The sequence below is a fragment of the Kribbella sp. CA-253562 genome, assembly GCF_050942265.1.
GTDB lineage: Bacteria > Actinomycetota > Actinomycetes > Propionibacteriales > Kribbellaceae > Kribbella.
Genome location: NZ_CP192049.1, coordinates 3,787,598 through 3,810,424, shown reverse-complemented (window position 1 = coordinate 3,810,424; position 22,827 = coordinate 3,787,598). Strand labels below are relative to the sequence as shown.

Genomic DNA, 22,827 nt, shown 5'->3' with positions numbered 1-22,827 from the left:
GTGTCTGGGCTCGAGCTCGCAACGCGCACAGGCGGGACGATAACCGATCTCGCGAGCTCTGGCGGACATCGTTACTCCCTGGTAACCTCGCCGCCCATTACCCGGGGGTAGCTACGTCGAGGGTGGGGGTTGCCGCGTGCGCGGACAGAGCGTGCTGTTGCTGAACTGGCGGGACACGACCAATCCGGAAGGTGGAGGCTCGGAGCGGTACGTGGAGGAGGTCGCAAGAGGCCTTGCAGAGATGGGCTGGCAGGTGACCGTGCTGTGCGCGGCGTACCCCGGCAGCCCGCGGGAGGCGCGGCGTCACGACGTCCGCTATCTCTACCGGGGCAGCAAAGTCACCGTGTACCTGCAAGGACTGCTGCACACGGTGCTGCGCGGGCCGGACCGGGTGGTGGACGTGCAGAACGGGTTGCCATTCTTTACCCGCCTCGTACGTCGTACCGGCGTCGTCGTGCTGGTCCATCACGTGCACCAGGAGCAGTGGCCGGTGGTGTACCCGGGCTGGCGCGGGCGGTTCGGGTGGTGGCTGGAGTCGCGGGTCGCACCGAAGGTCTACCGGGACTGCCGCTACGTCACGGTGTCCTCGGCCTCGCGGGACGAGCTGGTCTCGCTGGGCGTCGACCGGACGCAGGTGGAGGTCGTGCACAACGGCACCGACCCGGCACCGGCCCGGCAGGTACCGCAGTCCGCCGTACCGACGGTCGTGTGCGTCGGGCGGATCGTGCCGCACAAGCAGGTCGAGCACGCGGTCGACGCCGTCGCCGCGGCCCGCGCGGTCCTGCCAGAGGCGCGGCTGGTCATCGTCGGCTCCGGCTGGTGGGAGGACTCACTGCGCGAGTATGTCGCCGAGCGCGGACTGCAGGACGCCGTCGAGTTCCGCGGACACGTGAGTGAGGCCGACAAGCACGCGGCGTACGACGAAGCCTGGGTGCAGGCCCTGCCGAGCCTGAAGGAAGGCTGGGGGCTGGTGGTCGGCGAGGCCGCGGGCCACGGCGTACCGACGGTGGCCTATCGCAGTGCGGGCGGGCCGACCGAGTCCGTGCTGGACGGGGTGTCAGGGGTGCTGGTGGACGATCCCGCGGAGTTCAGCGAGACGATCACCGCGCTGTTGCTGGACGAGAGCCGGCGGCGGGCCCTGGCGGCCGGTGCGCTGGCCAGTGCCGGCACCTACACCTGGGCCGCCACGGCGAGCGCCTTCGACCGGATCCTGACCGGCCGGCCGGCTCTCGAACGGCAGCGGACCTACTTGTTCCCGTAGGCGACGATCGGTACGTCGGCCTGGCCCTGCGCCGCCTCCGGCGGCGGCTTGGCCGGGTCTTCCTGCACGGTCTTCACCACACCGATCACCGCGGCCGACGCGATGCCCGCCCCCGCGAGCACCGCAATGACAGCACCGATCAAAGGTCCCATGGAACGTGTCCCCTCCTCGAAGTAAACCGAAGAGTAACAACGAGGCGCGGACTCGGCTAGAGCTTGGCGCGGACGCGTTGGACGGCGGGTAGAGCGCTTAGCAGCGTCACCACCAGGACGGCGGCCGCGGCGATCCAGGCGGCGGCGACCAGTACGACGCGCCAGGGCGCGAAGTGCTGCGGCGCGGGCGTTCCGTCCAGGCGGAAGACGCTGACCGTCGTACCGGTGTACTCCTCGGTGAGCCGCGGGATCAGCTGGCGCGGCTGCGGACCACCGGCCTCCCGGTCGACCACGATCCAGCCGATCCCCTGCCGCAGCAGCTCCGGCGACGGATCGGCGCCGGACCGTACGGCGGTGCGCAGCGCGTTCGCGACCGCCGCGGCGCGCGGGTCCTCTCCGGCCAGCCGGTGGCCGCCGACGATCAGCTCGTCCGGCACCACGGTCGGCTTGTCGAAGTAGCGCGGCATCGGGTCGAGCACCGGGCGGCGGGCGTTCCAGCCCGGTGCGCGATAGGACTCGAAGGGCCAGGGCATCAGGTCGCCCGTGTGCGAGTCCGCGCCGAGCACCTGGCGGGCTCGCTCCCAGTCCGCGGGGTACTGCGAGACGCGGAAGCCTCCGCCGACCAGCTGCGGCAGCGCGGCGATCGGCATGAGGACAGCCGTCGCTCCGACCAGCCAGGGCAGTGGTGCGAAGCGCAGCAGGGCGGCGACCGCAGTACCGAAGCCGATCGCCTGCAGGAGCGCCAGCGGGCCCAGGTAGCGCTGGCCGTCCCGGAACAAGCCCGCTCCCGGGACGTGGGCCACCAGCCACCCGAACGGCTCGGGAGCCACGACACCGGCCACGGCGATGCCCAGTCCCACTCCGGCTGCAACCACCAGCGCCAGTGCGAGTCGCTCACGCCGGCACCACAGGACAACGCCGACGCAGGAGGCCAGCAGCATGGCGAACGCCAGTACGAGCGGCACCAGGTCGCCGCGGCTCGCGGGGACGACGTTCGCGTTCCACACTCCGCCGAGCGTGAGCAGACTCGGCACCGCTCCCCCGTACCCCTCGTCGCGTGCGGCGAAGGCCGGGACCGAAGCCGGGTCGGTCGTGGCGGCCGAGGTACGGGCCAGGCCGGCGACGATCCAGGGCAGGTTGAGCAGGACGGCTCCGACGAGCGGGCCCGGTCTGCTGCCCCGCGGCCAGAGCAGGATGAGCGCGGCGACCAGCAGCCCCACGATGCCGCCGGACGCCGTCAGCGCGCAGAGCGCGGAGGCCAGGAGGAAGCCGACCCACCCCTCGCCCCGGCGAAGGCGGAGAGCTGAGCGGACCAGCCACGGCAACGCTGCGTACCCGAGCAGGAGAGCCCAGGCGCCGAGGCGGAGGCGCTCGGCGACGAAGGGGTTCCACATGTACAGCGTGGCCGCCGCGGCACCGGCCAGCGGTCCGCCGAGGCGCAACTCCCGCCAGAGCGCCGTCAGGCCGAGACCGGCCAGCAGCGGGACGGCGACCAGGACCAGTTTGTTCAGCGCCTCGCCACCGGCCACCTCGTCCAGGAGCGCGACCACGACGTCGGAGGGAACTGCGCGCGGTAAGGCAGTTGTGACACCGAACAGGTCACGCCGTAGCGTGAGGTCCGGCACGAAGACCAGGTCGTAGCCGACCACGTACCCCGGAGCGAGCAGCGGAGCGGTGATCAGCACAGTGAGCAGAACCGGCCAGGCCCACGGCATCAGCCGGGCCAGCCGGTTGGTTCCCCCCTCCACGACCGCCTCCTAGCAGTACTGTTCCAGCGCAACCTACTCGCCGACCGACCAGCAGAACAGAAGTTTCATGACCTCAGACACGACGCCCGACCAGCAACCGGCCGCACCGAAGCTGGCCTTCCTCCGCAGCGCCACGGTGGTCGCCGTCGGTATGGCCATCATGAACGTGGCCGCCTACGGTTTCACCTTGATTGCGGTCCACCGGCTGATTCCGGAGCAGTTCGGAGCCGTCACAGCCCTGCTCGGGCTGCTGCTGATCGGCAACGTCGCCTCGCTGGGACTGCAGGCCTCCGGCGCCCGCCGGATCGCCACCCACACCGGACCGGGCGAGGCCGCGCTGGCCGACAGCATGCTCAAGGCCGGCCGGCGCGCGGCGGTGGGCCTGACCGCGGTCTGCCTGGTCGCGACGCCGCTGATCATGTGGCTGCTGCACATCGACTCGATCGTCGCGGCCGTGATGGTCGCGCCGACGCTGGGCTTCCTCACGGTGATGGGCTCCCAGCTCGGCGTGCTGCAGGGCGGCAAGAACTGGACCGAGCTGGCGGCCGTCTACACGTCGACCGGCGTGGGCCGGTTGGTGTTCGGCGGCGGCGCGCTGTTCGTCCACCCGAGCGTGACGTCGGCGATGATCGGCCTCGCGATCGGCGCCGCCGTACCGGCGCTGCTGGGCACGTACCTGCTGCGCGGCTCGACCGGCGGATCGATCGAGCAGGTCAAGGAGGTGCTGCGCGAGACCGTGCACGGCACCCACACCCTGCTGGCGTTTTTTGTCATCGCGAACGCCGACGTGCTGCTCGCCCGCGGTCTGCTCGACAGCCGGGACAGCGGCTACTACGCGGCCGGGGTGATCGTGGCCAAGGCGTGCCTGTTCCTGCCGCAGTTCGTGATCGTGGTCGTCTTCCCGTCGCTGGCCACGAGTCCGGGCGACACTCTGCGCCTGCGCCGGGCTATCCAGGCGGTCGCCGCGCTGGGCGTCTGCACGGTCCTCGGCGCGCTCGTGCTGCCCGACCTCGTCGTGAAGATCGTCGGGGGCCCCGACTACGCCCCCGTCGGCCCGATCGCGTGGCTGTTCGCGCTGGCCGGTTCGTCGTACGCCGTACTGCAGCTGGTCGTGTACGCCGCGATCGCCCAGCAGGAGAAGCGCGCGGCGCTGCTGATCTGGGTCGGCCTGGTCAGCCTGGCGATCGCCACGTTCGTCATCCTCGGCACCGAGATCGCCACCGGCATGACCGGCGTCAAGGTCCTCGTCGCGATGACCAGCACCTGCGCCCTGGCCCTCTCGGTCGCGCTCGCCTCCAGCCTGCACCGCCAGAACACCACCGAAGCAGCCGCCACCAGCTGATGCGCATCTGCGTCCTCACGGTCAACCACGGCACCACCCCGTACGCCGAACTGCTGCTGGCGTCGCTCCTGCACCACCACGACCGCGAGGACCTGGACATCGTCCTGCTCGACAACGCCTCCACCGACCTCGACCGGCTCAGCCGCTTCGAGTCGGTGGAGGTCGTGCAGACGGGCTACACGACCAGCCACACGCTCACCACTCATGGAGAGATCCTGCGTGACGCCGTACTGGCCAGGCCGGACTACGACGCCTACCTGTTCGTCGACTGCGACGTCTGCTTCGTCGCCGACGGCACCATTGACACGATGGCCGCCGAGCTCGCCGCTGATCCAGCGGCCTTCGCCGTCCAGGCTCGCTGGCTGACGCCCGACGGCGGGGAGCTGCCGCCGTCGGGCGAGGACTTCCACCCGATCTCCTACGTCCGCGAGTCCGTGCGCAGGTCACCGGACGCCGAGTGGTCCAACCCGATCGAGTACTCCCTCGAGCTCCAGCTCACCGACCGCGTGCATCCGTTCTGTGCTCTGCTCCGCAACGACGACGTCTTTCGCCGGACCGTCGAGGTGATCGGCCTGTCCCCGGCCGCCGTGCAGGCCGAGCGTGGCGGCAAGTGGTGGGACACGCTCGGCCTGCTCACGCAGGTGATGAAGACTCACGGCCGGCACTGGAACCTGTCGGCGCACGGCGTCATCCACTTCGGCAACGTCAGCTGGAGCTCGGACCGGGCGGCCGAGAAGGCGGCCGCCCGGGACCGGCTGCTGGCTACCTACCCAACGCAGGCAGGCTCACCAGAGGCTGGACTTGGCGAAGCGGCGCGCGAGGGTGTTGGCGACGACCAGTAGGACCAGGCCGACCAGCGAGCGGAACAGGCCGATCGCGGCCGCGTAGCTGAACTGCGGGATCTGGGAGACGAAGCCGAGTTTGTAGACGTAGGTGTCGATCACCTCCGAGGTCTGCAGGTTCAGCGGGTTCTGCAGCAGCAGGACCTTCTCGAAGCCGACGGACATGATCGCGCCGATGTTGAGGATCAGCAGGATCACCGCGACCGGCCGGATCGCCGGCAGGTCGACGTGCCAGACCCGGCGCAACCGCGAGGCGCCGTCGACGATCGCGGCTTCGTGCTGCTCGGGCGAGACGGCGGTCAGCGCGGCCAGATAGATGATCGCCGAGAAGCCCATCGTCTGCCACGCCGCCGACCAGACGTACAGATGGCGGAACCAGTCGGGATTGCTCAGCACCTCGATCGGCCCGACGCCGAGCAAGCCGAGGAACTGGTTCAGCACACCGGTGTTCGGATCGACCAGGACGACGATCAGGCCGACCACCACCACGGTCGAGATGAAGTGCGGCGCGTAGGTGATCATCTGCACCGACCGCCGGTACCAGCGCCGGCGGGCCAGGTTCAGCCCGAGCGCGAGCAGGATCGGCAGCGGGAAGGTGACCAGCAGCTCGTACCCGTGCAGCAGCAGGGTGTTCTTGATCAGCCGCCAGAACTGGTACGACTCGACGAACCGCTCGAAGTGCTTCAGCCCGACCCAGCGACTGCCCAGGATCCCGTCGATGACGTTGTAGTCCTTGAACGCGATGATCGCGCCGTACATCGGCCAGTAGGCGAAGACGCCCAGCCAGATCAACGGCAGCGCCAGCATCGCGTAGAGCTGCCAGTTCTTCCTCATCCTTGCCCCGAGCCCCTGTGCGTGCTTGCGGGGCTTCGCGGCGGTCGTGGTCGCGACCCGAGGCCGCTCGATGGTTGAGGTGGCCATGGGCTTATCCCTTCAGGGAGCCGACCATGGCTCCCTTGACGAAGTGCTTCTGGACGAACGGATAGACCAGCAGCGGCGGGATGGTGGCGATCACGATCAGCGAGAACTTCAGCTGTTCCTGCAGTTCCTTCATCCGCAGCAGTTCCGCGACGTCCCGGACCTGGGAGGGATCGACGTTGCTCTGGACAAGGATCTGCCGCAGGACCAGCTGCAGCGGGAACAGGTGCTCACTGGTCAGGTAGATCAGCGCGTTGAACCAGGAGTTCCACTGCGCGACGGCGTAGAAGAGCAGGTTGACGGCGATGATCGGCTTGCTCAGCGGCAGCACCACCCGCCAGAAGAAGCCGATGTCGCTGCACCCGTCGACCCGCGCCGACTCGGCCAGCTCCTCCGGGATCGTGGTCTGGAAGTACGTCCGGGTGATGATCACGTTCCACACCGCCATCGCGGTCGGCAGGATCATCGCCCAGCGGGTGTCCAGCAGCCCGGTCCGGTCGACCACCAGGTAGTTCGGGATCAGGCCGCCGTTGAACATCATCGTGAACAGGAACAGCCCGAGGATCAGCCCCTTGCCCGGCAGGTCCCGGCGCGACAGCGGGTACGCCGCGAGCAGCGTCAGCACGGTCGCCAGCAACGCGCCGCCGATCGCGTAGACGACCGAGTTGCCGAAGCCGCGCACGATCCCGTCGTAGTCGAAGATCGACCGGAACGACTCGAGGCTGAGGCCGACCGGCCACAACCAGACCTCGCCGGACTGCACGTTCTTCGGTTCGCTGAACGCGGCGCTCAGCACGTACACCAACGGGTAGAGGACCGCGAGCGAGAACAGCCCGAGCGCGGTGTAGTTGCAGATCAGCACGATCCGGTCGGCGCGGGTCTCCTTGACCGCGGCCGGCAGGTAGTCGTCGGACTCGCGGTCGGGTGCTGCCTGGGTCGTCGTCATCGCCGTCACCCCTGGAAGCTCTCGTAGGCGGCCTGCTGGATGTCGAGATACGGCCGGAGCCCGATCTTGTCGAGCCGGCCCAGGTAGTCGTTCCACTGCCCGTCGTCGGCGGGGTCGCCCTTGCCGGTGACGAAGCGGGCCATCGTCTGCACCACCTCACCACTCAGGTCGAGGCTGAGCGACGCGTCGAGCGCCGCCTGGTCACCCTCGAGCGCGACCGGCGGGAACTGCTGCTCGATCGGCACCCGGTACGGGAAGTACCGGTCCCGGGTCTGCTCGTACAGCGGCTTCTCGAACGTCGGCTTGGTCGGGTCGACGCGCTCGGACAGCCGGAAGTCGCCGGAGCGGTAGTTGGGGTTGCGCTGCGCCCAGGTGTCCTTGGTCTTGTCCGGCGCCCACGTCCCGGAGATGCCGAACAGCGCCTGCTTGCCGCTGATCGCCTTGTCGCCGCGCTTGGCGAAGCTCCAGCTCCCCGGACCGGCGTACGCCGCCATCATCACCTCGAGATCGAGCTGGAAGTCGGCCCAGCGCACCAGGAGATCCGGGCGTCGGCACTTGCGGGTGATCACCAGTCTCGGATCGAAGCCGGTGTAGTGGTCCCAGTTGGCGACGCGGAACCCGTCGGGGCCTTCCAGCGGCGGCAGGGCTTCGTAGTCGTGCCAGCGCGCGGCCGGGTCCTCCACGTCGACGTCCATCGCGCTGCCCCAGTAGTTGCCCTGGAACACGCCGAGCAGGGGGCCGTCCTTGTTGTTGCCCGCGCGCTGCAACTGCTCGGCGGTCATGCTGAACGCGTCACGGTTCAGCAGGCCTTCGGCGTACAGGGTTCTGAGGTACTTCAGCCCCTCGCGCCAGCCGTCCTGCGAGTACGCCGCCTTGACCTTGCCGCCGTCGACCACCAGCCAGGGAGAAGTCGGGTTGTAGAGGAAGGCGTTCATCACGAACTTGTCGACGGTGACCTGGTTGGTGCCGTCCTCCTTGTAGCCGACGAACGGCAAGGTCCGTCCGCGGCCGGCCGGGTCGGCTTTCTTGAACGCCTGCAGGACCTCGCGGAACTCGTCGGTGGTTGTCGGCATCGCGAGTCCGACCTGCTTGAGCCAGCGGGTGTTGATCCAGGTCCGTGACTTGCCGGCCCGGCAGTGGTAGCAGTCGTTGAAGGACGGATAGACGTACACGTTGCCGTCCGGGGACGTCGACAGCTTCTTGGCCAGCGGATAGTCGTGCCACATCTGCTGGAGGTTCGGCGCGTACTTGTCCGTGTACGGCGTCTGGTCGACGAACAGGTTCTGGGCGCCGTACAGGTAGAGCTGGGACTTGCTGAAGTTCACGCCCATGAAGGCGTCCGGGATGTCGCCGGCCGCGATCATCGCGTTGACCTTGATCATCACGTCCTCGTCGGCGCCGGCGATCTGGCGGAACTCGATCGTGATGCCGGTGCGCTGCTCGAGCCACGTGGTGAACTTGTTCTTGACCCAGTCACCGACGGTCAGATCCTGTGGGACCACGACGACGAACTTCGTCGGCTCGGTGACGATCGGGCCGAGCTTGCGGGCGACCGGACCGACGTAACCGTCCGGGTACGGGATGCCGCCGAGCTTCGGCCCGGGCGTGACCGGTGGGCCTGCGAGACTCTCCGGACTCGCCCCGACCGCCTCGTCCGGGCCGCAGCCGCTAAGCAGCCCGCTGGTGGTCGCCGCGGTCAGGCCCACCGCGCCGGCGACGAACGAACGCCGCCGGATTCTGCCTGTCCTCACTGCTGGTTGCATGCTGCCTCCCAGACGGCTTATGAGATATCCGATAGGATCCAGGATTGTTGAGACGTGAGGATGGCACAGATCAGCGCGGGCCGGAAGGCCTCGGTGTCACGATCAGCTGATCTCCGCTGACTGTCGGCGACTTTCGCTGAACCGGTTTTGTTTGCGTCCACCGATCAGCTTTCTTGCGTCAAGTAACCCTGACCTGACTAGGGTCGGACCATGACGACGCCGAAGTTCATCCTCGCCCTGCGCGAGAAGATCGGTCACGATCTGTTGTGGATGCCCGGAATCACCGCGGTGGTACTGGACGACCGCGAGCAGCTCCTGCTCGTCCGCCGCGCCGACGACGGTCGCTGGAGCCTCCCGGCCGGCATCCTCGAACCAGGCGAGCAGCCCGCGGTCGCGATCGTGCGCGAGATCCACGAGGAGACCGCGGTGCACGCGGTGGTCGACCGGCTGGTCCGCGTCGAGTCGCTGCCGCCGTCGACCTACCCGAACGGCGACCAGGTCCAGTACCTCGACCTCTGCTTCCGTTGCCACCCGGTCGGCGGCACCCCGCGCGTCAACGACGACGAGTCCCTCGAAGTCGGCTGGTTCCCGCTCGCCGACCATCCGGCACTGCACCCGCGCGAGGAAGCCTGCATCGCCGACGCGCTCGCCGGCAACCCGGCGCCGTTCCTCGTCACGTCCTGACGCGCTCGCCCTTCAGCGGAAGCACCAGCACCGCACCGATCACCAGCACCGTGCTCAACGCGATGACGTTGAGCGGCACGTCACTGCCGGAGTACATGTGCAGGTGCTGCAGGTGGTAGGCGAAGTGCAGCGCGTTGAAGATCGTCCACGCGGTCGCCGTCAGCCGGACGACGGTGGTGTCGGCCGCCTTCCAGATCGCGAAGACGGTGAGCGCCGCCAGCCCGAGGTACATCGCACCGACGTCCTTCACCAGGTGCTGGCTGTACGGCCCGAGCACCGGCAGCCAGTGATGCCCGAACCCGGGAAACGTCCGGTACCAGTGCTCGGACGCGAAGTACGCCCACCCACCGACTCCGAGCCCCGACACCCCGAGAACCGCCAACAGCACCACACGCAAAGATCTGGTCATGCCCCGGAGGACACGTCCCACCACCTCGAACGTGACATCAGACGCCGACGGCCTCCGCCGACAACCCGCTGCCGTTGTTCGTGACGGGCTATCGCCGAAGGGCCTGCTGAAGCCCGCGCGACCAACGCTCCGAGCCGGTCGGCTCGTGCGCCAGCCGATCAGCCAGCCGCCGGCGGATCTCCGGGCTACGGCCTCGCTCGACCAGCCGCACCGCCTCGGCCAGCGCGAAGCGGCCCTTCTCGTCGTGGCGCGGTGCGGTCACCTCGGGGTCGCTCCACCGCGTCCTCCGGAACGACCTCGCAGTCTTGTGCTGGTAATCGCCGAAGTAGGACCACACCTGGGGATCGAGTGAGACGTTGCGGACCGCCGCCGGTGGGAGCTCCGCGGTCCACTCCGCATGCTGGTGCCAGCGCCAGGTGTTGGGACTGGTCTTCTCCCGACTCGTGATGCCGACGAAGCGGAGCTGGCGGCGGATCACGTCCCACTGAGCCTTGTCCTCGTCGATCCACTCCCGCAGTACGGCGTACAGGTTGCCGAACGTCGAGCCCACGTAGACCAGGTCGACGAACACCGTCGGGCGGCCGCGCATCAGATCCGCGGGCGCGAGCCCGGCGGCGGTCAGGTTGACGCGCAATTGGCGCAGCTCCATCGGGTCGAAGCCGCGACCGTCATACCCGTACAGCGACAACGGCAAGGAGTGCAGCCGGTCCTGCCAGGCGGAACCGGCGAGGGCACCGCTCAGCAGGTCGTACAGGCTGTCGACCGAGCGACCGACGAAGTACAGCTCGCCGTCGGCCGACTGGGCCAGGACTCGCCCGGCGCAGTCGACCAGGTCGTCGAGGAACAACAGGCGCGGCTCCTCGACACCGTCGAGCAGCGAGCCGAGCTGGTCCGGCCGGAGCAGATCCCAGCGGAACGGCTGGTTCGGTTCGACGCCGGATGGCGGACGGGAGCCGGGCCCGTCCGCAGCGACCTGAGGCCCTTGCGGCGAGCCCGGTGTCGTCATTCGGTCAGTGGGCGGCTTCGTGCCAGGTGCGGCCGACTCCGACCGAGACGTCCAGCGGCACGGCCATTTCGACGGCGGCGCCCATGTCGCGGCGGACCAACTCCTCCAGGGCCTCGCGTTCGCCGGGGGCGATCTCGAAGACCAGTTCGTCGTGGACCTGGAGCAGCATCCGGGACTTCAGGCCGGACGCGCGCAGCGAGGCGTCGACCTTCAGCATCGCCATCTTGATCACGTCGGCCGCCGAGCCCTGGATCGGGGCGTTCAGTGCCATCCGCTCGGCCATCTCGCGGCGCTGGCGGTTGTCGCTGGTCAGGTCGGGCAGGTAGCGGCGACGGCCGAGAATGGTCTCGGTGTAGCCGCTCTTGCCGGCCTCGAGCACAATGCTGCGCAGGTAGTCGCGCACGCCACCGAAGCGCTCGAAGTACTCGTCCATCAGGCCCTTGGCCTCGTCCACGCCGATCTTCAGCTGCTGGCTCAGCCCGTACGCCGACAGGCCGTAGGCCAGGCCGTAGTTCATCGCCTTGATCTTGGCGCGCTGCTCCTGCGTGACGTCGCCGGCCTCGACCGAGAACACCCGCGCCGCGGTGACCGAGTGGAAGTCCTCGCCGGAGTTGAACGCCGAGATCAGCCCCTCGTCCTCCGAGACGTGCGCCATGATCCGCATCTCGATCTGGCTGTAGTCGGCCGACATCAGGGCCTCGAAGCCCTCGCCGACCACGAACGCCTCGCGGATCCGCCGGCCCTCCTCGGTCCGGATCGGGATGTTCTGCAGGTTCGGGTCGGTCGAGCTGAGCCGCCCGGTCGCCGCGATCGTCTGGTTGAACGTGGTGTGGATCCGGGCGTCGCGCGGGCTGATCGTCTTCAGCAGCCCCTCGACGGTCTGCCGCAGCCGGGACGCGTCGCGATGCGCCAGCAGGTAGGCCAGGAACGGGTGCTCGGTCTTCTCGAACAGCGACTGCAGCGAGTCGGCGTCGGTCGTGTACCCGGTTTTGGTGCGCTTGGTCTTCGGCATCTGCAGCTCGTCGAACAGCACCACCTGCAACTGCTTCGGCGAGCCCAGGTTGATCTCCTTGCCGATCACCTCGTACGCCGAGGCCGCGGCGTCGCGCACACCGGTGGCGAACCGTTCCTCGAGCTGCTCCAGGTACGGCCGGTCGACCGCGATGCCGTCGCGCTCCATCGCGGCGATCACGTCGATCAGCGGCAGCTCGACGTCGGCCAGCAGCTTCGTGCCGGCCTGCTTGTCCAGCTCGGCGTCGAGGGTGTCGGCCAGGTCGGCGATCGCGCGGGCGCGCAGCATCGTCGCGTCGGCGGCCGGACCGCCCTCGACGTCGTCGAAGCTGAGCTGCCCGTTGTCGGCCTCCTCGGCGCGCAGCTCGCGCTTGAGGTACCGCACGGTGAGGTCGGACAGGTCGTAGGAGCGCTGGTCCGGACGCGCCAGGTACGCGCTCAGCTGGGTGTCGGACGTCAGCCCGCCCAGCGTCCAGCCGCGCTCGAGGAACCCGAGCAGCGGTCCCTTCGCGTCGTGCAGCGCCTTGGGCTGGTCGGGGTCGGCCAGCCACGCCTGCCAGGCCGCGTCGTCGTCCGGCGTCAGGGCCGCCGGGTCGAACCAGGCCGCGGCCCCCGTCGAGGTCGCCAGCGCGAGACCGGTGATCTCACCGGTCCCCCGGCCCCAGCTGCCCTGGACCGCGACGCCGGTGCGCGCACCGGTCGACACGTGCTCCTTGATCCAGGCCGCGACCTCGCCCGGCTTCAGCTGCGTGCCCTCGAGGTCGAAGCCGTCCTCGATCGTCTCCTCGACCTGCTCGTGCTCCGCGACCAGCCGCTCCCGCAGCACCCGGAACTCCAGGCTGTCGAACAGCGTGTGCACCTTCTCGCGGTCCCACGGGTGCCGGACCAGGTCGTCGACCGAGACGTCCAGCGACAGGTCACGGACCAGCTCGTTGATCTGCCGGTTGCGGATCACGTCGGACAGGTGCTCGCGCAGCGACTCACCGGCCTTGCCCTTGATCTCGTTCACCCGGTCGATCAGGTCGTTCAGCGAGCCGAACTGGTTCAGCCACTTCGCGGCGGTCTTGGCGCCCACCCCCGGTACGCCGGGCAGGTTGTCGCTCTTCTCGCCGACCAGCGCGGCCAGGTCGGGATACAGCCGCGGCGGGATGCCGTACTTCTCCTCGACCGCGGCCGGGTCCATCCGGGCGATCTCGGACACGCCGCGCTTGGGGTACAGCACGGTGATGTTGTCGTTGATCAGCTGGAAGGCGTCGCGGTCGCCGGAGCTGATCAGCACCTCGAAGCCCTGCTCGTCGGCCTGGGTGGCCAGCGTCGCGATGACGTCGTCGGCCTCCCAGCCGTCGATCTCGGTGGTGGGAACGCGCAGCGCCTCCAGCACCTCCTTGACCAGCGAGACCTGTCCCTTGAACTCGTCCGGCGACTTCGACCGGCCGGCCTTGTACTCGGTGTACTGCTCGGAGCGGAAGGTCTTGCGGGACACGTCGAAGGCGACGCAGATGTGCGTCGGCTGCTCGTCGCGCAGCATGTTGATCAGCATCGAGGTGAACCCGTACACCGCGTTGGTGTGCTGACCTGTGGTGGTGGAGAAGTTCTCCACCGGCAGCGCGAAGAACGCCCGGTACGCGAGCGAGTGCCCGTCCAGCAGCAGGATCCGCGGCCTGGGCGAGTCGCCCATCACGGGGTCCTTGGTCGTCGTAGAGGTGTCGGTTTCTGGAGCCACACACAGACTCTAGTGGTAACCGCCGACAGTTCTGTCACGACCGGCGAAGGTAGTCTGCGCGGTGTGAGCGATCAGAGTTACGACGGTACGGCGCTGCCCCCGGACATGAACGTCGACGGCACGCTGCTCAGCTTGATGGGCATCGTGGTCACCGAGGCGTCGCCTGAGCGGGTCGTCGCGACGATGCCCGTGAAGGGCAACACCCAGCCGTACGGGCTGCTGCACGGCGGCGCCTCCTGCGTGCTCGCCGAGAGCCTGGGCTCGATCGGGTCGGCCATGCACGCGGCGCAGTACGGCAAGGTCGCCGTCGGGGTGGACATCAACGCGACCCACCACCGGGCCGTCCGGGAAGGCGTCGTCACCGGCGTCGCCACGCCGGTCTACCTGGGCCGGACCACCACGTCGTACGAGATCGTGGTCACCGACGACCGGGACAAGCGGGTTTGCACCGCCCGGATCACCTGCCAGCTGATTCAGGTTCCGCCGGGGAGCTGAGGTCGGCGGACTCGCCGGGGTGCCGGCCGAGCTGGGCCCGGCGGGCGATCACCGAGCGGCGCGACGACAGCATCGCCAGCAGGTTGGGAGCGTGCTCGGCCGCGAGCCGGCGGCGGACGGTGTGCGTCGCGGCGAACCGCAGGACGGCGGCCTGGCTGAGTCCGAGCCGGGCCAGGAACCGGTTCGCCTCGCGGGCGACCGCCGGAGCGACAACACCGAGGTACGGGCAGTTCTCGTGCTCGGCCCAGGCGGCGGCCTCGGCGACCAGCGCCTTGCCCAGGCCGTGCCGCCGGGCGCGGTCGGTGACGTGCAGGTACTCCACCGTCATCGTGTCCTCGGCGTGCAACGGGCTGATCGGCGTACGGCGCAGGTAGACCATGCCGCTGAGGTGCCCGTCCAGCTCGCCGACCACGAGCCGGCCCGCCGGGTCGCCGCCGAGCCGGTCGATCGAGGCCCGGACCGACTCCGGCGTCGGCGCCGCCAGCACGCGCTGGTGCCCGGCGCCGATCGACATCTCGCCCCACAGCGTGATCAGGCCGGCGACATCGTCGGGGCGTGCGTCGCGCACCTCGATGGCAGCAGCCACGTCGGCCTCCTGGTCTGATCCACCCCCGAGGTGAACGGGACCGGCGGATACGCTCGTCCCCGCGCAACAGTAGGGCTTCGGCGGGCCGTTGCAAAGCGACGCGCGCCGCCAGGAGGCAGTCCCCCACCGGCCGTCACGGCCGGCGATCGGAGAGCACGCTTGTTCATCGGAATCGGTACCGTCGTGAACGTCGCGACGGTTCTCGTCGGCTCGGTCCTCGGCGTCCTGATCGGTCACCGCCTGCCCGGCCGGACCAGGGATCTCGTCACCGACGCGCTCGGCCTGGTCACCTTGCTGATCGCGATCACCTCGGCACTCACCGTCGGCGACGCCGCACTCAGCGACGCCGTCGGCGACAGCGCGCCGGTGCTGATCGTGCTCGGCGCGATGCTCATCGGCGGCATCGCCGGGTCACTGCTGAAGATCGAGCAGCGCCTGGAGGGCTTCGGCAGCTGGCTGCAGCACCGCTTCAGCCGCGGCGACGGCGAGAGCACGTTCGTCGAAGGCTTCGTCACCGCGTCGATGGTGTTCTGCGTCGGCCCGCTGACCTTTCTCGGCGCGCTGTCCGACGGCCTGGGCCGCGGCGCCGACCAGCTGTTCCTGAAGGCGGTCCTGGACGGCTTCGCCTCCATCGCCTTCGCCGCGTCCCTCGGCTGGGGCGTCGCGGCGTCCGCCTTGGTCGTACTGGTCGTCCAGGGTCTGATGACCGCCGTCGGCGCGCTGCTCGGCGACGTCCTGCCCGAAGCGCACGTCACCGCCCTGGGTGCCACCGGGGGCCTGCTGTTGATCGGCGTCGCGCTGCGGCTGCTGAAGATCAAGCAGGTCGCGGTCGCCGACCTCCTGCCCGCGCTGATCGTCGCCCCGCTGCTGGTCCAGCTCCTGGTTGTCGTCCGCAACTGATCCGTTGCGGACAGCAAAGAGCTCCGGTCCCGCGGGCGGGACCGGAGCTCTTCGTACGGCTGGTCAGTCCTCGCCGAGGTACGCCTTGCGGACGTCGTCGTTCACCAGCAGCTCGCTGCCGGTGCCCTTGACAACGATCTTGCCGACCTCGAGCACGTAGCCGTAGTCGGCGCGCTTCAGCGCCGCCTGGGCGTTCTGCTCGACCAGCAGGATCGTGGTGCCCTGGCTCTGCAGCTCCGTGACCGTCGTCATGATCCGCTTCATCATGATCGGCGACAGCCCCATCGACGGCTCGTCGAGCATCAGCAGCTTGGGCCGGCTCATCATCGCCCGGCCCATCGCCAGCATCTGCTGCTCACCACCGGAGAACGTCCCGGCCGGCTGCTTGCGCCGCTCCCCCAGGATCGGGAACAGCTCGTAGGCCGCGTCCAGGTCCTTGCGGATGGCCGGCTGGTCGTTGCGGGTGAACGCACCGAGCAGCAGGTTCTCCTCGACCGACAGGCGGGGGAAGATCCGCCGCCCCTCGGGCGAGTGCGCCAGGCCCATCGTGACGATGTCGTGCGCCGGCACCTGATCGATCCGCTGACCCTGGAACAGGATCTCACCGCTGGTCGGCCGGAGCAGACCCGAAATCGTCCGCAGCGTCGTCGTCTTGCCGGCACCGTTGGTACCGATCAGCGTGACGACCTGGCCCTGTTCGACCGAGAAGCTGATCCCCTTCACGGCAATGATCTTGCCGTAGGCAACCTCCAGGTCCCTGACCTCGAGCATCGCGGTCATGACTTGCCCTCCTGCTCCGCGACCGTGGTGTCCTGGACATGGGCGCTGCCGGGGCCGGCCTCGTCGTCATCGTCGTCCTCGCCGGTCCCGATGTACGCCTCGACCACCCGCGGGTCGGACTGCACCTCACCCGGCGTGCCCTCGACCAGCGCCTCACCGCGCACCAGGCACAGCACCCGGTCGCACAGGTTGAAGATGAAGCGCATGTCGTGCTCGATCACCACCACCGACAGCCCCGAGTCCCGGATCTTGAAGATCAGGTCACTGGCCTGCCGGGTCTCCTGCGGGTTCATTCCGGCCGTCGGCTCGTCCAGCAGGATGAGCTTGGGGTCGGTGGCCAGCGCCCGGGCGATCTCGAGCCGCCGCTGATCGCCGTACGGCATGTTGCGGGCCAGGTGGTCGGTCGACCGGCCGAGCCCGACGAACTCCAGCAACTCCTGGGCCCGGACGCGGGTCTCGGCCTCCTCGCGGCGGAACTTGGGCCCGCGCAGTACCGAGGTCACCGGGCCCGAGGTGGTCCGGCAGTACCGGCCCACCATCACGTTCTCCAGCGCCGTCATGTTCGCGAACAACCGGATGTTCTGGAACGTGCGTGCCATCCCGGCCCGGACGACGGCCCGCGGCTTGGGCGGCAGCGGCTTGCCCTCGAACCGGACCTGGCCGCTGGTCGGCTTGTACAACCCGGTCAGGCAGTTGAAGAACGTCGTCTTGCCGGCGCCGTTCGGGCCGATCAGACCGACGATCTCGCCCTCGTGGACCGACAGGTTCACGTTGTTCACGGCCAGCAGACCGCCGAACCGCATCGTCACCCCGGACGCCTCCAGCACCGTGGCGCCGGCGGTCGGGGCCGTGCTCGGAGTGGTTTCCGTGACGGTCATCGCGCCTCCTCGACCAGTTCGCTCTCAACCGCCACGGCCAGCTCCTCGTCCTCTTCGTGGAACTCCAGCTTGCGTCGCCGGCTGGCCACCAGGCCCTCGGGGCGGAACCGCATCATCAGGACCAGCAGCAGACCGAACAGCAACAGCCGGTACTCGGAGAAGAACCGCAGCTTCTCCGGCAGCAGCTTCAGGATCGTCGCGCCGAGCAGCACGCCGGCGATCGTACCCATACCGCCGAGCACGACCGCGGCCAGCAGGAACGCCGACTCCAGGAAGATGTACTGGTCCGGGCTGACCGCGACATCCTGGTGCGCCTTGATGGTGCCGGCCACGCCGGCCAGGAACGCACCGACGGCGAACGCCAGCAGCTTCAGGCCGAAGACGTTCACGCCCATCGCCTCAGCGGCCTTCTCGTCCTCGCGGATGGCGACCCAGCCGCGCCCGATCCGGCTGTCGTTGAGCCGGGCAAAGACCAGGATCACGAAGCCGATCAGCAGCAACAGCAGGAAGTAGTAGTTCGAGAAGCGTCCGAGCTCCAGTCCGGCGACCGTGTGTTCGTCGCCGAAGTTGAAGTTGCCGATCTGCAGCTCCGGGATGCCGGGGATGCCGTTCGGGCCGTTGGTCAGCAGCGGACCGTTGATGCCGTCCAGGTTGAACATCGCCAGCCGGAAGATCTCACCGAACCCCAGCGTCACGATGGCCAGGTAGTCACCCGAGACCCGCAGCGTCGGCGATCCGATGATGAGGCCCAGCGTGGCCGCAACGCAGGCGCCGATCAGCACCACGACCGGGAACGGCGGGTGCCAGTCGATCGTCGCGAACGCCGACTCCGACAGCATCGCGGCGACGTACGCGCCGGAGCCGAGGAAGGCGATGTAGCCCAGGTCGAGCAGACCGGCCAGGCCGACCACGATGTTCAGACCCATCGCGGTGGCCGCGAAGATCAGCACCTGGGTGGCGATCGACATGTTCGCGTCGGAGCCGCCCTGGGTGAACGGGAAGAAGAACGCCACCACGAAGGCCGCCAGCGTGAGCACCTTCTTGTGCCGCTGAGCGACGTGGCCGAACCATCCCATCACACCGATGCGGAACAGCGCCGTAATCACGCCGGCGATGAAGACCAGGCAGAGCACGAACGCCCAGGCCTCGGTCAGGCCCAGCGCGTAGGCCGCGGCGAACAGGATCGCTGCCATCATCAGCGCGATGGTGAGGATCTCGAACCACCCGGGCAGCCGGGCCTGGCCGAGGTCACGCAACTGGCGCAAGGGCAGCAGCCGCGAGCCCACCAGGAGCAGGACGGCGCCGACCAGGCTGACGTAGCCGCCCGGGTTGACGTTGATCAGTCCGTCGGACTCGACCGAGATCGCGATCAGGACCAGCGCCATGTACAGCGTCAGCATCAAGCCGAGCGCCCGCAGGCCCAAGGTGGCGTCGAGCCACTGTCCCAGCCGGCTCTCCAGTGGGCCCTTCTCGATCAGCAGCAGCACCAGGCCGAGCACCGCGAGGATGATCGCGAGGATCTGCAGCGAGCCGGGATAAAAGTTGATCGACAGGTCACCGAGGATCGAACTGTCGTAACTCCAGGACAGGAACGATCCGGCGATCACCAGCACCACACCGGCGAGGCTGAAGGGCCACGCCGCCCGGTGGCCGGAGGTGCGCGTTGTCAGGTCGCCGCTCATGCGCGGTCCACCACCCTCGCTCCGAGAAGACCTTGCGGCCGGAAGACCAGGACCAGGATCAGGATGACGAACGCCCAGACGTCCTTCCAGGAACTACCACCGAACTGACCCGGGATGTACTGCGTGGCGAGCGCCTCCACGACGCCCAGCACCAGGCCTCCGACGATGGCGCCCTGGATGTTGCCGATCCCGCCCAGCACCGCGGCGGTGAACGCCTTCAGGCCGGCCAGGAAGCCCATCCTGAACTCGATGTTGTTGTTCTGCATGCCCTGCGAGATACCGGCCACCGCGGCCAGTGCCGCGCCGAGCGCGAACGCGACCACGATGATGCGGTCGACGTTGATGCCCATCAGCCGGGCGGTGTCGCGATCCTGCGCCACGGCCTGCATACCGCGGCCGAGCCGGGTCCGGTTGATGAAGTACCACAGCAGGGCCGAGCACACCACCAGCGCGACGATCGTGAAGATCGCCGAGCGCTGGATGGTGACGCCGCCGATCTGGAGCGCCTGCCCGCTGACCACGTCGAGCTGCGGGAACGGGATGCGCTGCTTCGCGCTCGGCCACTCGATCGTGGCGAGCAGTTCACGGTAGACCAGCCACGAGATCTCCAGCAGCACCGTCGCCACCACCGTGATCGCGGTCAGCGCCTTGACCAGCTCCTGGGCGCGCTCCGCGCCGCCGGTGAACCGGGCCACCAGGAAACCGATCGCGGTACCGAGCACGACTCCGCCGACCACCACGCCCAGCGACACCAGGATCGACAGGTCCCGAGCGGTCAGCCGGGCGATGATCCAGACCACCAGCGCGACGGCGCCGGCGGTGATCAGTGGCGCCCGGTCACGCCACTTGGTGATCGGGTGGTTCAGCGGCACCGTGGTCAGGCGGGCGCCGACCAGGTAGGCCAGGCCGAGCGCCAGCGCGGCCATCACCGGCACGGTCCAGTTCGGACGTTCGTAGAAGATCCGGATGAACTCCTGCAGGAAGACCGAGATGCCGATCGCGGTGATCAGTGGTGCCAGCCGTGGCGCGTTCCGCAGGGGACGGTACGCGACACGTTCCATCAGCACCGCGGTTCCGACCGAGGCGATCATCGCGCCGATGATCATCAGCGGCAGGATCCAGATGCTGGTCTGGCCGTCGAAGAACAACAAGTACGTCGTCAGTGCGCCGAACGCACCGATCATGAAGACCTCGCCGTGGGCGAAGTTGATCAGCTGCACGATGCCGTAGACGACGGTGTACCCGACCGCGATCAGCGCGTACAACGATCCGAGAGTCAGCCCGTTCACGAGCTGCTGAAAGAACTGGTCCACGTCGACCTCCCAACTGCCTCAGTTTTCGACATGCCACGGGGGTGGGACGACACGGCGTCCCACCCCCGGGTCACGAGGTCGACTTACTTGGTTTCGAAGTCCTTGGTCTGAACGGTCGCCCACTTGGTGCCGTCGACCTTGTAGACGGTCAGCACCTTGGAGGTGGTGTCGCCGTACTGGTCGAAGGCGACCTTGCCGGTGACGCCGTCGAAGGAGACCTTGCCGAGCTCCTCGACCGTCTTCGGACGAGCCGTCTCGACGCTGTCGGCGTCCTTCAGCGAGACCTTGAGCGCGTTGATGATCGCGTTCGCGGCATCGTAGGAGTAGCCGCCGTACGCCGCGTAGGGCTCCTTGAAGCCGGCCGCGTTGTAGTCCTCGACGAACTTCTTGGCCGAGGGCAGCGAGTCCACCGGCGCGCCGACCGAGGTGGCCAGGTCGCCGTTGGAGCTCTTACCACCCAGCTGGATGAACTTCGGGTCGTAGATGCCGTCGCCACCCATCAGCGGGACGTTCAGGCCGGCGGCCTTCATCTGCTGCGAGAGCGGACCGGCCTGCGGGTACTCGCCGCCGTAGTACACGGCCTGCGGAGCGGCCGGCTTCACCGCCGAGACGACAGCCTGGTAGTTCGAGTCGTCCGGGTTGATGGTCTCGGCCGCGACGACCGTACCGCCCAGCTTCTTGAACTCCTCGGTGAAGGTGCCGACCAGGCCCTGGCCGTACGCCTTCTTGTCGTGGATCGTGGCGACCTTGGTGATCTTGGCCGTCTCGAACAGGTACCGCGCCGCGAACGGACCCTGCACCGCGTCCGTGGTGCAGGTGCGGAAGTACGTCGGGTACGGACGCTTGGGGTTCTTCTGCCAGTCCGCGCCCTGGGTCAGGCCCGGGCCGGTGTTGGCCGGCGAGACCTGGGCGATGTTCTTCGGCGCGAGCACCGGCTGGACCTGCTGGCTGACGCTGGTGTTCAGGGTGCCGACGACACCGATCACGTCGGCGTCGGAGGCGAGCGCGGTGGCCGCGTTCTTGCCGACGTCCGGCTTGGCCTCGTCGTCCTGCGCCGAGACCTCGAGCTTCCAGCCCGGGATCGCGTTGGAGTCGTTGGCCTGCTTCACGGCCAGCTCGACCGAGTGCTGGATACCCAGACCAAGCGCCGACAGGTCACCGGAAAGCGGCGCGATCACGCCGATCTTGGCGGTCTTGGTCGATTCGCCGGAGCCCCCGCCACCGTTGTCGTCGCTGCGTGAACCGCAGGCAGTCAGGGCCAACGACGCAACGATCAGCGACGCGCCGACCCGTACTACGGAACGCTGGTGCACTGTTCCTCCCATGTCTGGATAGTCCGAGCAATCCCCGGACCCCCGCGATTCCCGCGAGCACCCGCAGGTTAGACCCCGCTGAGCAGTCAAGGCGAACGTGACCCAGCGTGTGTTGTGAGGTCGTTACCGCTGTAAGCATCGTCGGTATCGGTCGCCACTGGCTTTGCTCAACGTGCTCACTCGCCGCGACCGCTGGTGCTACTCAGAGCCACATCGGGAACCGATGCGTGCCACTGCCATTCCGGGCGGCAATACGCTGTGTGACGGCCGTCTCATTCTTCGGACGATACGGGGGCGCGCGCCACGCCAGGACGGGTGGCGAAGACCAGGAATTCATGGCATGACAATGCCTCCGAGGCGGCCGGCACCACCCTCGGAGGTTTGGGGGCGAGAACCACCCCCCGGATCGGGAGCGCGCGAGTCGCGCTAGGAGCCGGCCTCGTCGACGACCAGCTCGGCGACCTGCCGCATCGAGACGCGCTTGTCCATCGCGGTCTTCTGGATCCACCGGAACGAGTCCGGCTCGGACAGCCCGAACTTCGTCTGCAGCACCGACTTGGCCCGGTCCACCAGCTTGCGCGTCTCCAGCCGCTCGGACAGGTCGGCGACCTCGCGCTCCAGCTCGGCGAGTTCGACGTACCGGCTGGCCGCGATCTCGATCGCCGGCAACAGGTCGGTCTTGGAGAACGGCTTCACCAGGTACGCCATCGCTCCGGCGTCCCGGGCCCGCTCGACCAGCTCCCGCTGCGAGAACGCCGTCAGCATCAGCACCGGCGCGATCCGCTCCCCCGCGATCTTCTCCGCCGCACTGAGGCCGTCCAGCTTCGGCATCTTCACATCCAGGATCACCAGATCAGGCCGAAGCTCCGTCGCCAGCCGAACGGCCTCCTCACCGTCCCCGGCCTGCCCGACGACGTCGTACCCCTCCTCAGCCAGCATCTCGGCCAGATCCATCCGGATCAACGCCTCGTCCTCAGCGATCACCACACGCTTAGCAGTCACACCGGACACCATATCGACCTCCCCTGCCCGCCCCCGGCAGCAAGCCGTTCCGGACACCCACCACACGCACCGG

The 22,827-nt window shown here is 68.6% G+C and carries 21 protein-coding genes; 6 read left to right on the top strand and 15 right to left on the bottom strand.

Annotated elements, in window-relative coordinates; genetic code table 11:
- Nucleotides 1–136 precede the first annotated feature (136 nt).
- A complete protein-coding gene (locus ACQPXM_RS18075) occupies nt 137–1,261 on the top strand; it encodes a glycosyltransferase family 4 protein (RefSeq protein ID WP_432950049.1) in 1,125 nt (374 codons plus the stop codon).
- On the opposite strand, the gene ACQPXM_RS18070 is transcribed toward ACQPXM_RS18075, so the two are convergent.
- Together ACQPXM_RS18070 and ACQPXM_RS18065 are read right to left on the bottom strand one after the other, a co-directional pair.
- On the bottom strand, nt 1,246–1,413 hold the full coding sequence (locus ACQPXM_RS18070; protein ID WP_432950047.1) for a DUF2613 family protein: 168 nt from the start codon (nt 1,411–1,413) through the stop codon (nt 1,246–1,248). The genes ACQPXM_RS18075 and ACQPXM_RS18070 overlap by 16 nt on opposite strands.
- Before the next feature lie 56 nt (nt 1,414–1,469).
- On the bottom strand, nt 1,470–3,161 hold the full coding sequence (locus tag ACQPXM_RS18065) for a hypothetical protein (RefSeq protein ID WP_432950045.1): 1,692 nt from the start codon (nt 3,159–3,161) through the stop codon (nt 1,470–1,472).
- 67 nt (nt 3,162–3,228) lie between these two features.
- Between ACQPXM_RS18065 and ACQPXM_RS18060 the strand changes: the two genes are divergently transcribed.
- Both ACQPXM_RS18060 and ACQPXM_RS18055 read left to right on the top strand, forming a co-directional pair.
- The gene (locus ACQPXM_RS18060) at nt 3,229–4,503 is read left to right on the top strand and encodes a polysaccharide biosynthesis protein (RefSeq protein ID WP_432950043.1); all 1,275 of its coding nucleotides are present in this window, start codon (nt 3,229–3,231) and stop codon (nt 4,501–4,503) included.
- The gene (locus tag ACQPXM_RS18055; RefSeq protein WP_432950041.1) at nt 4,503–5,345 is read left to right on the top strand and encodes a hypothetical protein; all 843 of its coding nucleotides are present in this window, start codon (nt 4,503–4,505) and stop codon (nt 5,343–5,345) included. The genes ACQPXM_RS18060 and ACQPXM_RS18055 overlap by 1 nt, the downstream gene beginning before the upstream one ends.
- Here the strand turns inward: ACQPXM_RS18055 and ACQPXM_RS18050 are convergent.
- The 3 genes from ACQPXM_RS18050 to ACQPXM_RS18040 are packed head-to-tail and all read right to left on the bottom strand — an operon-like array spanning nt 5,289 to nt 8,960.
- On the bottom strand, nt 5,289–6,266 hold the full coding sequence (locus tag ACQPXM_RS18050) for an ABC transporter permease (RefSeq protein WP_432950039.1): 978 nt from the start codon (nt 6,264–6,266) through the stop codon (nt 5,289–5,291). The two genes, ACQPXM_RS18055 and ACQPXM_RS18050, sit on opposite strands and share 57 nt — an antisense overlap.
- Nucleotides 6,267–6,270: 4 nt before the next feature.
- Nucleotides 6,271–7,209 carry a carbohydrate ABC transporter permease gene (locus ACQPXM_RS18045; RefSeq protein ID WP_432950037.1) on the bottom strand — a complete coding sequence of 313 codons (939 nt, stop codon included), beginning with the start codon at nt 7,207–7,209 and terminating at the stop codon, nt 6,271–6,273.
- A gap of 5 nt (nt 7,210–7,214) precedes the next feature.
- On the bottom strand, nt 7,215–8,960 hold the full coding sequence (locus ACQPXM_RS18040; protein WP_432950035.1) for an extracellular solute-binding protein: 1,746 nt from the start codon (nt 8,958–8,960) through the stop codon (nt 7,215–7,217).
- Between the two features lie 222 nt (nt 8,961–9,182).
- Between ACQPXM_RS18040 and ACQPXM_RS18035 the strand changes: the two genes are divergently transcribed.
- Entirely contained in the window at nt 9,183–9,656 is a 474-nt protein-coding gene (locus ACQPXM_RS18035; RefSeq protein WP_432950033.1) for an NUDIX hydrolase, read from the top strand.
- Here the strand turns inward: ACQPXM_RS18035 and ACQPXM_RS18030 are convergent.
- The 3 genes from ACQPXM_RS18030 to polA all read right to left on the bottom strand — a co-directional run bounded on the left by ACQPXM_RS18030 (nt 9,646) and on the right by polA (nt 13,760).
- The gene (locus tag ACQPXM_RS18030; protein ID WP_432950031.1) at nt 9,646–10,065 is read right to left on the bottom strand and encodes a hypothetical protein; all 420 of its coding nucleotides are present in this window, start codon (nt 10,063–10,065) and stop codon (nt 9,646–9,648) included. The genes ACQPXM_RS18035 and ACQPXM_RS18030 overlap by 11 nt on opposite strands.
- Nucleotides 10,066–10,153: 88 nt before the next feature.
- Nucleotides 10,154–11,071 carry a hypothetical protein gene (locus ACQPXM_RS18025; protein WP_432950029.1) on the bottom strand — a complete coding sequence of 306 codons (918 nt, stop codon included), beginning with the start codon at nt 11,069–11,071 and terminating at the stop codon, nt 10,154–10,156.
- Nucleotides 11,072–11,075: 4 nt separating this feature from the next.
- Nucleotides 11,076–13,760, bottom strand: a complete 2,685-nt coding sequence (polA, locus tag ACQPXM_RS18020) for a DNA polymerase I (protein WP_432951041.1) — start codon at nt 13,758–13,760, stop codon at nt 11,076–11,078.
- Nucleotides 13,761–13,910: 150 nt separating this feature from the next.
- On the opposite strand from polA, the gene ACQPXM_RS18015 reads away from it, so the two are divergent.
- Nucleotides 13,911–14,300 carry a hotdog fold thioesterase gene (locus ACQPXM_RS18015; protein WP_432951039.1) on the top strand — a complete coding sequence of 130 codons (390 nt, stop codon included), beginning with the start codon at nt 13,911–13,913 and terminating at the stop codon, nt 14,298–14,300.
- On the opposite strand, the gene ACQPXM_RS18010 is transcribed toward ACQPXM_RS18015, so the two are convergent.
- The gene (locus ACQPXM_RS18010) at nt 14,263–14,886 is read right to left on the bottom strand and encodes a GNAT family N-acetyltransferase (RefSeq protein ID WP_432950027.1); all 624 of its coding nucleotides are present in this window, start codon (nt 14,884–14,886) and stop codon (nt 14,263–14,265) included. The genes ACQPXM_RS18015 and ACQPXM_RS18010 overlap by 38 nt on opposite strands.
- Nucleotides 14,887–15,045: 159 nt before the next feature.
- On the opposite strand from ACQPXM_RS18010, the gene ACQPXM_RS18005 reads away from it, so the two are divergent.
- The gene (locus ACQPXM_RS18005) at nt 15,046–15,786 is read left to right on the top strand and encodes a DUF554 domain-containing protein (protein ID WP_432950025.1); all 741 of its coding nucleotides are present in this window, start codon (nt 15,046–15,048) and stop codon (nt 15,784–15,786) included.
- 63 nt (nt 15,787–15,849) lie between these two features.
- Here the strand turns inward: ACQPXM_RS18005 and ACQPXM_RS18000 are convergent, their stop codons facing one another.
- The 6 genes from ACQPXM_RS18000 to ACQPXM_RS17975 all read right to left on the bottom strand — a co-directional run bounded on the left by ACQPXM_RS18000 (nt 15,850) and on the right by ACQPXM_RS17975 (nt 22,766).
- Entirely contained in the window at nt 15,850–16,566 is a 717-nt protein-coding gene (locus ACQPXM_RS18000; RefSeq protein ID WP_432950023.1) for an ABC transporter ATP-binding protein, read from the bottom strand.
- On the bottom strand, nt 16,563–17,444 hold the full coding sequence (locus tag ACQPXM_RS17995) for an ABC transporter ATP-binding protein (protein WP_432950021.1): 882 nt from the start codon (nt 17,442–17,444) through the stop codon (nt 16,563–16,565). The genes ACQPXM_RS18000 and ACQPXM_RS17995 overlap by 4 nt, the downstream gene beginning before the upstream one ends.
- Nucleotides 17,441–19,126: a branched-chain amino acid ABC transporter permease gene (locus ACQPXM_RS17990; RefSeq protein ID WP_432950019.1), complete on the bottom strand. Its 1,686-nt coding sequence runs from the start codon at nt 19,124–19,126 to the stop codon at nt 17,441–17,443. Before ACQPXM_RS17990 ends, ACQPXM_RS17995 begins: the two co-directional genes overlap by 4 nt.
- A complete protein-coding gene (locus ACQPXM_RS17985; RefSeq protein ID WP_432950017.1) occupies nt 19,123–20,439 on the bottom strand; it encodes a branched-chain amino acid ABC transporter permease in 1,317 nt (438 codons plus the stop codon). The genes ACQPXM_RS17990 and ACQPXM_RS17985 overlap by 4 nt, the downstream gene beginning before the upstream one ends.
- Nucleotides 20,440–20,522: 83 nt before the next feature.
- Nucleotides 20,523–21,764, bottom strand: a complete 1,242-nt coding sequence (locus tag ACQPXM_RS17980; protein WP_432950015.1) for a branched-chain amino acid ABC transporter substrate-binding protein — start codon at nt 21,762–21,764, stop codon at nt 20,523–20,525.
- 414 nt (nt 21,765–22,178) lie between these two features.
- A complete protein-coding gene (locus ACQPXM_RS17975) occupies nt 22,179–22,766 on the bottom strand; it encodes an ANTAR domain-containing response regulator (RefSeq protein WP_432950013.1) in 588 nt (195 codons plus the stop codon).
- Between the last annotated feature and the right edge of the window lie 61 nt (nt 22,767–22,827).

What these genes read in the sequence shown, in the direction of transcription:
- ACQPXM_RS18030 (WP_432950031.1), bottom strand. Translation starts at nt 10,065, where the DNA reads ATGACCAGATCTTTGCGTGTGGTGCTGTTGGCGGTTCTCGGGGTGTCG.
- ACQPXM_RS18060 (WP_432950043.1), top strand. Translation starts at nt 3,229, where the DNA reads ATGACCTCAGACACGACGCCCGACCAGCAACCGGCCGCACCGAAGCTG.
- ACQPXM_RS18070 (WP_432950047.1), bottom strand. Translation starts at nt 1,413, where the DNA reads ATGGGACCTTTGATCGGTGCTGTCATTGCGGTGCTCGCGGGGGCGGGC.
- ACQPXM_RS18000 (WP_432950023.1), bottom strand. Translation starts at nt 16,566, where the DNA reads ATGACCGCGATGCTCGAGGTCAGGGACCTGGAGGTTGCCTACGGCAAG.
- ACQPXM_RS18015 (WP_432951039.1), top strand. Translation starts at nt 13,911, where the DNA reads ATGAACGTCGACGGCACGCTGCTCAGCTTGATGGGCATCGTGGTCACC.
- ACQPXM_RS18055 (WP_432950041.1), top strand. Translation starts at nt 4,503, where the DNA reads ATGCGCATCTGCGTCCTCACGGTCAACCACGGCACCACCCCGTACGCC.
- ACQPXM_RS17995 (WP_432950021.1), bottom strand. Translation starts at nt 17,444, where the DNA reads ATGACCGTCACGGAAACCACTCCGAGCACGGCCCCGACCGCCGGCGCC.
- ACQPXM_RS18025 (WP_432950029.1), bottom strand. Translation starts at nt 11,071, where the DNA reads ATGACGACACCGGGCTCGCCGCAAGGGCCTCAGGTCGCTGCGGACGGG.
- ACQPXM_RS18050 (WP_432950039.1), bottom strand. Translation starts at nt 6,266, where the DNA reads ATGGCCACCTCAACCATCGAGCGGCCTCGGGTCGCGACCACGACCGCC.
- ACQPXM_RS18045 (WP_432950037.1), bottom strand. Translation starts at nt 7,209, where the DNA reads ATGACGACGACCCAGGCAGCACCCGACCGCGAGTCCGACGACTACCTG.
- ACQPXM_RS17980 (WP_432950015.1), bottom strand. Translation starts at nt 21,764, where the DNA reads ATGGGAGGAACAGTGCACCAGCGTTCCGTAGTACGGGTCGGCGCGTCG.
- ACQPXM_RS17975 (WP_432950013.1), bottom strand. Translation starts at nt 22,766, where the DNA reads ATGGTGTCCGGTGTGACTGCTAAGCGTGTGGTGATCGCTGAGGACGAG.
- ACQPXM_RS17990 (WP_432950019.1), bottom strand. Translation starts at nt 19,126, where the DNA reads ATGAGCGGCGACCTGACAACGCGCACCTCCGGCCACCGGGCGGCGTGG.
- polA (WP_432951041.1), bottom strand. Translation starts at nt 13,760, where the DNA reads ATGGGCGACTCGCCCAGGCCGCGGATCCTGCTGCTGGACGGGCACTCG.
- ACQPXM_RS18035 (WP_432950033.1), top strand. Translation starts at nt 9,183, where the DNA reads ATGACGACGCCGAAGTTCATCCTCGCCCTGCGCGAGAAGATCGGTCAC.